4 protein-coding genes are annotated in these 14,229 nt (G+C 58.3%); 1 reads left to right on the forward strand and 3 read right to left on the reverse strand.

The annotated features are described in order from the left end of the window. Positions 1–215: 215 nt before the first annotated feature. Positions 216–12,122 carry a beta-propeller fold lactonase family protein gene (locus LAO76_03670; protein ID MBZ5490015.1) on the reverse strand — a complete coding sequence of 3,969 codons (11,907 nt, stop codon included), beginning with the start codon at positions 12,120–12,122 and terminating at the stop codon, positions 216–218. A gap of 24 nt (positions 12,123–12,146) precedes the next feature. Next, complete coding sequence (locus LAO76_03675; protein MBZ5490016.1) at positions 12,147–12,554, reverse strand: hypothetical protein; 408 nt, start codon at positions 12,552–12,554, stop codon at positions 12,147–12,149. Positions 12,555–13,249: 695 nt separating this feature from the next. Here LAO76_03675 and LAO76_03680 point away from each other — a divergent pair. Further along, entirely contained in the window at positions 13,250–13,588 is a 339-nt protein-coding gene (locus LAO76_03680) for a hypothetical protein (protein ID MBZ5490017.1), read from the forward strand. 104 nt (positions 13,589–13,692) lie between these two features. Here LAO76_03680 and LAO76_03685 read toward each other — a convergent pair whose 3' ends face one another. Further along, positions 13,693–14,214, reverse strand: a complete 522-nt coding sequence (locus tag LAO76_03685) for a hypothetical protein (protein MBZ5490018.1) — start codon at positions 14,212–14,214, stop codon at positions 13,693–13,695. Between the last annotated feature and the right edge of the window lie 15 nt (positions 14,215–14,229).

The raw sequence follows: 14,229 nt of genomic DNA on the forward strand, positions 1-14,229 counted from the left end.
CTATTTGTCTGGAATAAGGCAGCCGAATATTCCTGGCAGCCTTTGCTCAAGGATTTATCTGATGTCGGGGCAATTAGGTATGAGGAGCGTAAAAAAGGGATCGACCCTAGGCCGTCCCTTTTCTGCTCTTGCGTTGTTGGTTGAGATTGACTCGCCGGGATTTTGAAGAATTCCAGGGCCGACTGAACGATCAGCCAGCCCTGGATTTTTTTCGTTTACTGCAAGGTCAGCGTTCCATTGATCAACGTCACCGCGTAGTTCCCAAGCGCGGGGCTCGGGTCCGCTGCGGGGATGATTGGGTACTGTCCAGCCGGGCTGGTGGCATCTGCCGTAGTGCTGTAGGACGCCGTGATTACGTCTGAATTCTTCAGGCCGGTAATCGTCCCTGTGAAGGCTGGGAACGGTCCGCCGACCGGCGCCGTAGCGTCATTGGCCTGGATGGTCAGTGGCGCTGGGCTTACGGTAAGCGTTCCATTGGTTGAAGTCACTACGTAGTTCGCCAGCTTATTCGTGGGATCAGCCAGAGCGGGCACGATTGGATACGTTCCCACAGGGCTGGTTGGATCAGCCGCGCTGCTGAAGCTGGCAGTGATGTTATCGCCGTTCTTAATGCCCGTCAGAGTGCCGGTGAATGCAGGGTTGGGATCGCCATACAAGCGGGAAGCATCGGCGGCAACTACGCTCAGCGGCGCCGGAGCAACCGTGAGTACGCCATTGTTGAGAGTGACCGAGTAGTTGCTCAGCTGATTGTTCGGATCAGTCAGGGTCGGAATGATTGCATAGTTTCCGACCGGGCTGGTTGGATCGGCAGCCGCCGAGAAGATGGCGCCAATGGTGTCACCATTCTTCAAGCCGGTGATGGTGCCGGTAAATGCAGGATTCGGATCGCCATACAGGCGGCTGGCGTTGGCTGCGGTCACAACCAGCGGAGCCGGGCTAATGGTGAGCGTGCCATTGTTGATTACGACCGTGTAGTTCGCCAAGGTGCCGGTCGCGTTATCCGAGACTGCGGGCACGATTGGATACGTTCCAACCGGGCTCGCCGAGGTGGCGCTGGTGCTGTAGGTTGCGGTGATGTTATCGCCATTCTTGATTCCGGAGATCGTCCCGCTGAGAGCTGGAACTGGATCACCGAAAACCATGCTGGCGTTAGCTGCGGTGACGGTCAGCGTGGCCGGAGTCACCGTCAGCGTGGCGTTGGTGATGGTCACGCTGTAGTTGCCCAGCTTGCTGGTTGGATCAAGCAGGGAAGCCGTGATCGGATAGGTTCCTGGTGCGCTGGTGGCGGTGGCCGTGGTGCTGTAAACCGCGGTGATGTTGTCACCGTTCTTCACGCCAGTGAGCGTCCCGCTCAGATTGTTTGGATCACCATAAGCGCGGGTTGAGTTTGCAGCAACCAGGCTCAACGGCGCAGGAGTTACAGTCAGTGTGCCGTTGGTCGAGGTTACGGTGTAGTTGCCGAGCTTGTTGGTAGGATCAACCAGCGTGGGCACGATTGGATACGTTCCCACGGCGGTCGTCGGATCGGCGCTGGAGTAAGTTGCGGTGATGTTGTCACCGTTCTTGATTCCAGTGATGGTTCCGCTCAGGTTGCTTGGATCGCCATACAAACGAGTCGCGTCAGCTGCCGCGACCGTCAGCGGCGCTGGCGTAATCGTCAGCGTTCCATTATTCGACGTGACAGTGTAGTTGCCGAGCTTGTTCGTGGGATCAACCAGAGCAGGCACGATTGGATACGTTCCCACTGCGGCTGTGGCATCTACGCTGGAGTAAGTCGCGGTGATGTTATCGCCGTTCTTAATTCCAGTGAGCGTGCCGGTGAAGACCGGGTTCGGATCGCCATAAACGCGCGTGGCGTTGGCGGCTGAAACCGTCAGCGGAGCCGGGTTGATGGTCAGATTGCCATTGACGAGTGTGACAGTGTAGTTGGCCAGAGCGCCGCTGGCGTTATCCGACGGCGTGGGCACAATGGGATAGGTTCCCACTGGGCTGGCCGAGGTTGCCGTGGTGCTGTAAGTGGCCGTGATGTTGTCGCCGTTTTTGATTCCAATGATCGTGCCGCTGAAAGCCGGCAGAGGATCGCCGTAGATCATGCTGGCGTTGGCCGCAGTTACAGTCAACGGAGCAGGTGTAATCGTCAGTGTGCCATTGACGCTCGTCACGGTGTAATTGGCCAGGGCTCCTGTAGCGTTGTCAGACAGCGTGGGCACGATGGGATAAGTGCCCACGTTGCTGGTAGAGGTCGCCGTGGTGCTGTAAGTGGCGGTGATGTTGTTGCCGTTCCTGATCCCGCTGATCGTGCCGCTCAGCGCCGGAACCGGATCACCGAACACCATGCTGGCGTTGGCCGCGGTTACGGTCAGCGGGGCCGGGTTGATGGTGAGCGCGCCGTTGTTGAGCGCGACCGTATAGTTCACCAGGGCGCCCGTACCGTTGTCAGACACTGCAGGCACGATGGGATAAGTGCCCACGTTGCTGGTTGAGGTCGCCGTGGTGCTGTAGCTGGCCGTAATGTTCTCACCGTTCTTGATTCCGGTGACAGTGCCGCTCAGGGCCGGAACTGGATCGCCGAAGATCATGCTGGCGTTGGCCGCGGTTACGGTCAACACAGCCGGATTAACGGTGAGCGTACCGTTGTTGAGCGTGACAGTGTAGTTCGCCAGCGCGCCGGTACCGTTGTCAGACGCCGTGGGCACGATGGCATACGTTCCCACAGGACTGGTGGCGATGGCGGTGGCGCTATACGTTGCGGTGATGTTGTCGCCGTTCTGGATGCCAGTGATGGTACCGGTGAACGCCGGGTTCGGGTCTCCATACGCTCTGCTGGCATTGGCCGCAGTGATGATCAACAGCGCGGGATTGACGGTCAGGCTGCCGCTGCCGCTGGCGGCCTGGTTGTTTGCGTCGCCGGCAAAGCTGGCAGTCACGGCCCCAGGATGCGAGCCTGCCCCGATCGTGCCGAGGCTGGTGGTGAGTGAAGCAACGCCGGAGGCGTTCGTTACTGCGCTACCCACAGGCGTGCCGTTCAGCGTGAAGCTGAGCGTCTTGCCGGACAGAGGACCGCTGGTTGCGCTCAAGGTCGCCGAGAACGTGGTGCTGCCGCCGTAAGTGCCGGTGGCCGCTGCCACCGCTATCGTGGTGGTAGAAGGCTGGGCCACAGTGACGCTGACGCTGGCCGAGTTGTTGGCGGCATTCGGATCAACCGCGGAGCTGCTGCTGATGCTCGCGCTGTTGCTGGCGATGGTGCCGTCAGGAATCGACAGGCTGGTGGAAGTCACCAGAGTCACAGTTTGCGTCTCGCCGCTTTGCAGCAGGTAGAACATTGCCGCACCAGTGTTGCCGATGCAGGCGCCGTTGCCCGTCGCCGAGCAGGATACAACGCTGAAGCCTGAAGGCAGAGCGTCAGTGACGGTCGCCGCCGCCGGATCAGCTCCGTTGTTGGTAACTGAGATGGTGAAGGTCACGTTCTGGCCGGCTACCACGTTGGGCGACGAAGCCGAAATCGCGACGCTCAGATCTGCGTTGCTGGCCATGCGCGGCGGATAGGCAACCAGGTCCTGGACCTGGCCTGCGCCGCTGATGGCTGTGTCATTCAGTTGTGAGAGCGAGCCCGCGCCACTGATGCTGAACACGGCCACGCCGAAGGTATCGTCAGCCACAAAGAGCAGGCTGCCGGAACGATCAGTCGCCATGCCCACAGGAGCGTGCAGCGAACCGAAGCTGCCGAGGCTGGTGAGGCTGCCCGCGGCCACGCTGAACGAAGTCAGGCTGGCGCTGCCCTGGTTACTGGCAAACAAGAAGCCATCGTTCGGGCTGAGTAGAACAACGTTGGAGTTAACCGCACCGATGCTGAACGGGCTGCCGGTTATGGCCGAGAGAGCACCATTGCCACCCACGGTCCAGGCATCCGCCAGGGAAGCCGTTGCGCTGGCTTCTGCACCGAACAGCAGGCCGCTGGTGGAACTGAAGTCCAGACCCGCAAGCGTTCCGGTTCCGGCCTCTGCGAACGGTGAGCCTGCGACTGCAGTCAGAGAACCATCAGGATTGATGGTGTAGACCGAGGCGCTGGTCTGGTTCGAGACGGCCAGGAACTGTCCGTTGGCTGAAATCTTCATGCCGGCGTTCGGCACAACCGGGTTTGCAGCGGTGGAGAGCGAAGCAAGTACGCCACCCGCGCCAATGCTGAACGTCTTGATCTGGCCGTTGCTGGATGCCATCAGGAAGCGTCCGTCAGGGGTTGCGCTCAGCGAAATTCCGCTGCACGCATCAAGAGTAAGGCCGGAGGCAACCGGCGCTCCCGCAGCCGTCAACGCACCGCTTGTGGGATCGATGGAGAATGCGCTGATGGTCTGGTCACCGCCGTTGGAGACAAACAGCAGGTTGTTACCCGCGCTCAGAGCCAGACGGCTCACAGAAGAGCAAGCTGCATTCGCACCCAGACCGCCAGTTGCTACCGGCGAACCGGCCAGCGCCGTCAGCGTGCCGTTAGCGGCCACCGAGTAGCCATTGATGCTGTTGCCGGTTGCTGCCTGGTTGTTGACGAACACGAAGTTGGCCGTTGGGGCTGCGTTCACCGTCAACGTGCCGTTATTTGAAGTTACGGTGTAGTTGCCGAGCTTGCCTGCGGGATCAACCAGAGCAGGCGTGATCGGATACGTGCCCACCGGACTGGTAGCGGTTGCGGTGGTCGAGTACGTCGCCGTAATCGAGTCGCTATTCTTGATTCCCGTAATCACACCGGTGAAGAGCGGATTCGGCGTGCCAAACAGGCGGCTTGCGTTGTCAGCCGTTACCGTCAGCGGAGCAGGATTGATTGTGAGGACTCCGTTGCTGGAAGTGACGGTGTAGTTGCCAAGTTTGTTCGTCGGATCAAGCAGAGTCGGGACGATTGGATACGTTCCGACTGGGCTGGCCGAAGTTGCCGTAGTGCTGAACGTGGCGGTGATGCTATCACCGTTCTTGATGCCCACAATGCTGCCAGTCAACAGCGGCAGAGGATCACCGTAGATCATGCTGGCGTTCGCGGCAGCCACGTTCAGAGGCGCCGGGTTGATGGTCAGCACGCCATTGTTAATCACAACGGTGTAGTTGGCCAGGGCGCCAGTGCCGTTGTCAGACAGCACAGGCACGATGGCGTAAGTTCCGATCGGGCTGGCAGAAGTGGCAACCGTGGTGTAAGTCGCGGTGATGTTGTCGCCATTCTGGATGCCGGTAATTGTTCCGGTCAGCAGCGGCAATGGATCGCCATAAATCATGCTGGCATTGGCCGCCGTCACCGTTAGAACGGATTGGGTAATTGTCAGCGTACCGTTGTTGCTGGTTACGGTGTAGTTGCCCAGCTTGCCGGTTGGATCAACCAGCGCGGGTACGATGGGATAAGTTCCCGCCGGGCTGGCAGAAGTCGCCGTGGTGCTATAGGTCGCGGTGATGTTATCGCCGTTCTTGATTCCGGTGATCGTGCCAGTCAGGGCCGGAACCGGTCCACCGAAAGCCATGGTTGCGTTAGCGGCCGTAACCGTCAGGGGGGCCGGGTTGATGGTGAGCGTTCCATTGTTCAACGTGACTATGTAGTTGCCCAGCTTGTTGGTCGGGTCAACCAGGCCAACCGTGATGGCATAGGTTCCAACCGGGCTGGTCTGGATTGCCGTGGTCGAATAAACCGCAGTTATGTTGTCGCCATTCTTGATGCCAGTGATCGTGCCGGTAAACGTTGGGTTCGGGTCACCGTACAGGCGGTTGGCGTTGGCTGCGGTTGCCGTCAGTGAAGCCGGCGAAATCGTCAGAGTTCCGCTTACGAATGTGAACGTGTAATTCGAGGCCGCGAGAGTACCCTGAGCGCAGGTGATTGCGTACGAGCCAATCGGGCTGGTCGGATCAGCAAGGGTAGTGCAATTCGGACTGCCGGTGAGGACCGCCGCGGTCTCACCATTTACAAAGCCGGCGATGGAGAAAGCAAACACAGGATTCGGATCGCCATAGACCCTGGTGGCGTTGCTTGCCGTCACCGTCAGCAGTACAGGATTGACCGTCAGATCTGCACTGCCGCTGGCAGGTTTGTTGTTCGGGTCGCCGGCGAAGCTGGCAGTTATGCCGCCGGTGTAGGTTCCGGCGTTGATGCCAACCAGGCTGGCAGGAATTGTCGCCAGGCCGAACGTATCAGTCACAGCGCTGCCTACCTGGGTCCCGTTCAGCGAGAAGACTATCGTCTTCCCGGCGATTGGGTTGTTAGTCGAGTTCGTCAACGTAGCCGATAGCGTCGTGCTTCCGCCGTAGGCCCCGCTGGCTGCCGAAACTGTGAGGACCGTAGTAATCGGCTGGGCCACGGTGACGCTGACGCTGGCTGAGTTGTTTGCGGCATTCGCATCAACCGCTGAGCTGTTGCTGATGCTCGCGCTGTTGCTGGCGATGGTGCCGTCAGGAATTGACAGGCTGGTGGAAGTCACCAGGGTCACAGTTTGCGTCTCGCCGCTTTGCAGCAGGTAGAAGGTTGCCGCACCAGTGTTGCCGATGCAGGCGCCGTTGCCGGTGGCTGTGCAGGACACAACGCTGAAGCCTGAAGGCAGAGCGTCAGTGACAGTGGCCGATGCCGGATCAGCTCCGTTGTTGGTTACCGTAATAGTGAAGCTTACGTTCTGGCCGGCCACCACGTTGGGCGAGGAAGCCGAAATGGCGACGCTCAGATCTGCGTTGCTGGCCATGCGCGGCGGATAGGCAACCAGGTCCTGGACCTGGCCTGCGCCGGTAATGGCTGTGTCATTCAGTTGTGAGAGCGAGCCCGCGCCATTGATGCTGAACACGGCGACGCCGAAGGTATCGTCAGCCACATAGAGCAGGCTGCCGGAACGATCGGTCGCCATGCCCACAGGGGCGTGCAGAGCACCGAAGCTGGAGACGCCGGTCAGAGCGCCACCCAGGCCTACGCCGTAGGAGCTGACGCTTGCGCTGCCGGTGTTGCTGGCAAACAGGAAGCTGTCGTTCGGGCTGAGCAGAACCACGTTGGAGTTAATCGCCGTGGTGCTGAACGGGCTGCCGGCCACTGCCGAAAGTGCTCCGCTCGTGCCTACAGTCCAGGCATCCGCGAAAGCGCCGGTTGCGCTGGCTTCGGCTCCGTACAGCAATCCGCTGGTGGAGCTGAAGTCAAGACCGGCCAAGGTAGCCGTGCCAGTCTCCGCGAACGGCGAGCCCGCGACCGCGGTCAGAGAACCATCGCCATTGATGGTGTAGACCGAAACGCTGGTCTGGTTCGAGACTGCCAGGAACTGTCCGTTGGCCGAAATCTTCATGCCGGCATTCGGGAGAACTGGGTTTGCGGCGGTGGAGAGCGCAGTCAATATGCCACCCGCGCCGATGCTGAAGGTCTTGATCTGGCCATTGCTGGAAGCCATCAGGAACTGTCCATCAGGCGTGGCGCTCAGCGAAATTCCGCTGCACGCATCCAGCGTGAGGCCGGAAGCGAACGGAGATCCGGCTGCCGCCGTCAACGCGCCGCTTGTCGGATCGATCGCGAATGCGCTGATGGTCTGGTCGCCGCCGTTTGAGACAAAGAGCAGGTTGTTGCCGGCGCTCAGAGCCAGACGGTTCACAGAAGAGCAGGCTGCGTTCGCACCCAGACCGCCAGTTGCTACCGGCGAACCGGCCAGCGCGGTCAGCGTGCCATCAGCGGCCACCGAGTAGCCGTTGATGTTGTTTGTAGTCGCTCCCTGGTTGTTGACGAACACGAAGTTGGCCGTCGGGGCCGCATTCACCGTCAGGGTGCCGTTGTTCGAAGTTACCGTGTAGTTGCCGAGCTTCCCTGCGGGGTCAACCAGTGCAGGAGTGATCGGATACGTTCCCACCGGGCTGGTTGCGGTAGCCGTAGTGGAATAAGTGGCCGTGATCGGGTCGGCGTTCTTGATTCCAGCAATCACGCCACTCAGTGGCGGATTGACCGTGCCAAACAGCTTGCTGGCGTTATCGGCCGTCACCGTCAGCGGTGCCGGATTGATGGTCAGGATTCCGTTGACCGAGATGACGGTGTAGTTGCCCAGCACATTGTTCGGATCAATCAGAGTCGGGACGATTGGATACGTTCCGACCGGGCTGGCCGAGGTTGCCGTGGTGCTGAAGGTTGCCGTGATGTTGTCGCCGTTCTTAATGCCTACAATGCTGCCTGTCAACACCGGCAGCGGATCGCCATAGATCATGCTGGCGTTGGCGGCCGTTACAGTCAGAGGCGCCCCGGTGATGGTAAGAACGCCGTTATTAATTACGACAATGTAGTTCGCCAGAGCGCCCGTACCGTTGTCAGAAACAGTGGCCGTGATGGGATATGTTCCCACCGGGCTGGCCGAGGTTGCCGTGGTGCTGTAAGTGGCCGTGATGTTGTTGCCGTTCACGATGCCGGCGATGGTTCCGGTAAAGACCGGGAGCGGATCGCCATAGATCATGCTGGCATTGTTCACCGTCACTGTGAGAATTGCCTGGGTCACAGTGAGAGTTCCATTGATGAGCGTCACCGAATAATTGGAAAGGACGCCGGTGCCGTTGTCGGAGACCGCGGGCACGATGGGATAAGTTCCTGCCGGGCTCGTAACAGTGGCCGTGGTGCTATAAGTGGCCGTGATGTTATCGGCATTTTTGATGCCGACAATCGAGCCGGTCAGGACTGGTATTGGACCACCGTAAGGCATGGTGGCGTTAGCCGCTGTTACTGTCAGCGGAGCCGGGCTAATAACAAGTGACCCGTTGTTCGTCGTGACGACATAGTTCACCAGCGTGCCGGTGCCGTTGTCCGTCAGCGTCGGAATAATCGGATACGTTCCGATGGGGCTGGCCGGCGTGGCGGTAGTTGTATAGATGGCGGTGATGTTGTCGCCATTCTTGATTCCAGCAATGGTCCCGCTGAAAGGCGGATTCGGATCGCCATAGAGACGCGCCGCGTTATTGGCCGTCACCACCAGGGCCGCGGGCGTAATCGTCAGCGTGCCGTTATTGATTGTGACTGCGTAATTCGTCAGGGTCCCAGTGCCGTTGTCAGACAGGGTCGCAGTGATCGGGTATGTTCCTACGAAGCTGGTGATCGTGGCCGTGGTGCTGTAAGTTGCCGTGATGTTGTCGCCGTTCTTGATTCCGGTGATCGTGCCGGTGAAGACCGGGTTGGGATCGCCATAGGGGCGCGATACGCTGTCCACGTTCACGGTCAAGGGCGCCGGATTTACCGTGAGAGTGCCGTCCACGAATACGAACACGTAATTCTGCGCGGAAAGAGTTCCAACAGTGCACGTGATTGGATAGGTTCCAACCGGGCTTGCCGGGGTGGCGGCGCTGGTGCAATCCGCTGTTCCGCTTACCACTGAGATATCGTCGCCGTTAACAAAACCGGTGATGGTGTAAGTGAAAGGCGGATTTGGATCGCCATACAGCCTGGACTGATTGTCCGCCGTGACGGTCAACTGCGCCTTGGTTACGATCAAGTCGCCCAGAGCGCTGCTGGCGGCAAAGCTCGCATCGCCACCAAAAGTTACGGTGAAAGCTTGTGGGTGCGTGCCGACTGTGGTGAAGCCGAGCGGGACCAGAACCGTGGCTACGCCGTTGGCGTCCGTTACCGCGTTGTAGTTGCTGTTGTTCTGGTTGAAGTTGAATCCAATTGTTTCGTTCGGAACCGGTGTGCCGCTGCTGGTTTTCAGCGTTGCAGTCACAGTGGCATTGCCGCCGTAAGGGCCGGTGGCAGTCGGGACAGTTAGCGTGGTCCCGCTTTGCGTGCCAATCGTGATGGGTGCGCTGGCGGTGTTGTCATTCGGATTCGGGTCCACCGTGGATTTGTTACTGATATTTGCTGTGTTGATAACGACGGTCCCGTTGGTCAAAGTGCCTTTGGTCGTCGCGTTCAGCAGGACGGTACGCGTTTCATTGAAGCCCAGGTTCGGGAACGTAATTAACTGGGCCTGCGTGGCAGGGACACTCACGCTGCCGCCGCCGCTGATTGCGTTGGCCGCGGTCTGGTTATAAGTAAATGTCGTGGGAGAAGGAACTGACTTCACCACGAATGCTCCATTAAACGTGGTGTTCGCTACGCCGCTGATGGTGGCTGTCTGTCCGGCAAAAATCTGATGCGGCGCCGTGGTGGTGATGGTGACCACATTGCTGGCACGATTTGCGCCTGTGCCGGCGACGATCACCGGATGCGGAGCGAAGTTAAAGAAGCCGCAAGTGCCCGGGCCAGTGGTTACAAGGCAGGTTGCAAGATTGGTGCTTCCACCGCCCGCCTTATCTGAAGAAGGCACATTGTTGGGCGCGATGGCACTTCCACCACCGCTTAAAGCGTCCGGCAGGCCCGGCTGCTGATAGGTAAATTTGTTGGACGCAATTTGCGTGACGGCAACTCCGGGGTCCGGTACGTTGAAACTTGGGTTACCCACGTTGGCAATCGTCAGGGTCTCGCCCGCCGGGAGCTGGAATATCTGCGTGGTTGTGATTGTTACGGTGCCATTCAAACGCTGCGCGCCGTTGGTGGGAGCGATCACAAGTGTCGGCCGCGGGAACGACGAGGTTGTAAGCGACTGCTGGTAGGTAAAGGTGTTGGCGGTGGTCGTTAAAACCTGATACACGCCGTTGAATGTGGGATCTGTCAGGAAGAAGCCGGACTGGATCGGGTTCGGCGTGGTGGGCGCGGGCACTGAGCTGATGGTAACGTTTTCACCGGGCTGTAACAGATGGGGGACGGTGGTTGTGATCGTGACAGTGCTGGGGCCCGTAACGCTGTTTTGACGCGATGCGCCTGCTGGATTCACGATGGGCGAACTTCCGCCGGCGCTGAGCGTGGGCGGGAACGTGTCTGACACCACAGCCGATGAAATTGTGGTGCTGCTGTTGTTGGTGATGTTCAGCGTATATTGGACCGGGGCGCCCGCCTGAACGGCGCCGGGAACCACCGACATCGTGAGCGTAAGGTCCGCCGTGGTGCAACTGCGCGCCGGATACGCCACCAGATCCTGAATTTCACCGGGGCGATTGATGGCAACGTCACTCAATCCCATCAGCACGCCGCCATTGCCGATCCTGAATACCGCGACTCCAAAAGCGTCGTCCGCTACATAAAGGAAGGTGCCGGTAGCATCGGTGGCCATTCCCGCGGGCGTGTGTACCTGGGTGGTTGTGCCGAATTTTCCAACATTCACCAGGCTGCCATCAGGATTCACCGTGAAAGAGTTGATGCTGTTGGTGAACTGATTGCTTTGGAAAAGCAAACTATTGTCCGGACTATATAAGACCAGGTTGGAATTGTTTCCTGAAGAAGTGAACGGCGTTCCCGGCACTGGTGTAAGAACTCCCAGTGTGGGGCTGCCCAGCGCGTTATCTATGGTCCACCCGTCCGCAAGGGCGGGACTGCCGGTGGCTTCACCGGCGTAGAGACGATCCGCGGCGCAACTGAAATCCAAACCGGAAAGACTTCCTGAACCTGTCTTGGCAAATGGTGAACCCGTGACCTGCGTCAATACCCCGGCGTTGATGGTAAACATCGATACGCTGGTTTGATTTGAGATTGCCAGGAACTGGCCGTTGGGAGAAACCACCATGCCGGCGTTGGGCGAGCAGCAGTTCGGCGTAAGAGGCGTCGCCAATGGAGTCAGCGTACCACCGGCGTTGATGGTGAAAGTTTCAATCTGGCCATTGCTTGAAGCAAACAGGAAATTGCCGTCCGGCGTTGCCGCCAATGAAATGCCCTGGCATGAATCCAGCGTGAGCAGCGTGGGAAATGGCGAACCGGCAACGCGGGTGAGTATTCCGGTTGCGGGATTGATCTGGAACGAGGTGATAGTGCGGTCGCCCGTGTTGGCCACAAACACCAGGTTGTTGATCTGGCTGAGGGTGATCCGGTTGAGTCCGTAGCACACCACATTCGCGCCCACTCCGCCGGTGGCAAAGGGCGAGCCGCTCAATTGCGTGAGCGCACCCGTGGCGGAGACTGAATAGCCAGAGACCGAGTTGGCGGCCGTCTGGTTATTCACATAGACATAATTCCCCTGGGCCTGCGCGGCCAGAGGAGACAGGACCGCCATTAGCATCACTAACATGGCTAAAAGCCGGAGCAATCCGGCAGGCTTGGTTCCTGTATTGATTCGCGTGGAAATTTGGGCGCGCATGGGTGTTGCCTCCAAAGGGGGTGCTTAGAACTGAATAAATGTCTGGACCGAATTGCCTTGAGCATCGCTGTACGTAACGCTCATGGCCGGACTGCTGCCTTTTTGCCAGGACTCGTACAAGGCCCGGGGCACGCGGAATGATCCGTTTACCTGCGTGCTCTTGCCGGCGACAAGAGAAAGTCCCGCCAGTTGCCCATAAACAATGCGGCCGGCCTGCGGCTCATGCAGTGCAATGGTGGCGTTGCCGATGCTGGAGGAAGTATTGTTGGCGACGTTCAGCATGATCGTGAGCTGTACGTCTTTTCCCGCGGCTGCGGCTGCGCCCAGTGTGTAGGTACCGCTGAAATCACTGGCGGGCGCGGCAAACGCGCTCAACGCGAGCGCAAGCAATAGAACAGCGGAAATTCGCAGGGATGTGCGTGCGGAAATCATGGGGACTCCTCCATTGGCTTCAGCCGTGGCTGAAGCCAGACAAAATGAAAGCCTTGTTTGAAACTGCTTTAGGGATGGGAGCCCGGAAGGGACTTTCCTCTTATCCCGATACTTCGTGTTGCGATACTCGTAAAGCGATACTTAATATCCGTGGCATTAAGGGCGGCTTGGAGACGGATTAAATTTTCAAATGTTGGTGATTTAGCTCGTCAAATACTGCCAAAGCCTTTTCTGCCGTCGCATTGCAAGTCAACGCGCGCTTGCCGCATTGCATTGCATGACATTCCTGTTTTGTGGAGCAACAGAGATATCGCCGCAAAATAAAACAACTCAACAAAAAAGCGGGTGTCGAGACCGGAAGGGAATGCCGCTATCTCTATCCCCGTAAAAAATTCAGACTGCAGTGCGTGGATCCAGCCCGGAAGGAGCCGGAACCTGAAGTTCGTACTACCAGACATGGCAAGAATAGGCAGGCGGAATTAGGCTGCCGTTAAGGACAAATTAAAAATTCAAAAGATTGATCGCAGTGCGAGAGAAGGGAAACCGGTGCGTCGATGGGCGAGGGAATAATATGCGTGGTTCGCTCTTTTTTCGTTGCTTCCACTTCACGCGGAGTGTATAAAGCAAGTCGGGACGCTCCCGGTGGATAAGACCGGGTAACGTCCCTAACCAAAGCACCTAGCGACGAGGCGACAATGGCTACTATTGATGTTACTCAAAAGTCCCAGATTTATCACACCCTCTCAGAACTCAACACAGCGTTTGCGGCGATTGTGGGCCACTGCGACACATTGCAGCAGACCGGATTATTCAATTCAAAAGCGGCAAAGCGGTTCGCCAGTTTCACGCAGGAGCTGCAGGCGGAAATGAACCAGGAATTTCTGGAAGACCTGCACCAGCTTGAGCTGGACGACTGGAGCCGCTACGGCAAAGTCCGCCAGAAGTGGGAAAAGCATCTCAGGGACCCTGACGACGTTTTTATTCATGCGGAAGAACGCAGGAAAGAACTGGCCAAGCAGCGCAAGGAACACTAGCGCACAAGGGATTCAGACGAGATAACCCGCCGAAAACGGCGGGTTGTTTATTTAGCGCAGCGTGGTTCGAGCGCAATAAAGATGCCGGAAATCGCCGGTTGAGTTTACTGCGCTTTCTCCGGGCACCAGTCTTCATCTTCAGTATGAACGGGCCGCTTGGTGGCGCGGGCCTGGACGTCACGCAGAAAACACTCGAGTTCGATCAGCGACTTGGGATACGTGGGGCGTTGTGTGTTCAGCATGGGATAGAAATTCTTAATCGCGATCGTCTGCCGGTCAGAACCATGCCGGAAATTAAGTTGCGCTTCCCAGTCAAAATCCACGACTCGAATCTGTGAAGGGATCTCAGCCGGCACGGTGCGCATTTCTTTGCTGTTCAGCAAGGCCGTCAATCGATGCAACTGCGCAGGCGTGAGCCTGATGTTAAAAGTGCCCGTTTTGCGATCGTTGCCGGACTCGCTGTACCGCACGCGTCCGTCCGCAAATATTTCAAAGTCCTCTGTGTGAGCGAACCCGATGATGGGCCCCTTGATGTCATTGTGTACTACCAACATTGCCTTTGGTGTGTCTTTAGCGAATGACAGCAAGCCAGATAAAAATATGACAGCCAGAAAAATGAATCGCATAAGCAGCAGTTTACC

The organism is Terriglobia bacterium (genome assembly GCA_020072645.1).
Taxonomy (GTDB): Bacteria; Acidobacteriota; Terriglobia; order Terriglobales; family Acidobacteriaceae; genus Angelobacter.

What these genes read in the sequence shown, in the direction of transcription:
- LAO76_03675 (MBZ5490016.1), bottom strand. Translation starts at nt 12,554, where the DNA reads ATGATTTCCGCACGCACATCCCTGCGAATTTCCGCTGTTCTATTGCTT.
- LAO76_03685 (MBZ5490018.1), bottom strand. Translation starts at nt 14,214, where the DNA reads ATGCGATTCATTTTTCTGGCTGTCATATTTTTATCTGGCTTGCTGTCA.
- LAO76_03680 (MBZ5490017.1), top strand. Translation starts at nt 13,250, where the DNA reads ATGGCTACTATTGATGTTACTCAAAAGTCCCAGATTTATCACACCCTC.
- LAO76_03670 (MBZ5490015.1), bottom strand. Translation starts at nt 12,122, where the DNA reads ATGCGCGCCCAAATTTCCACGCGAATCAATACAGGAACCAAGCCTGCC.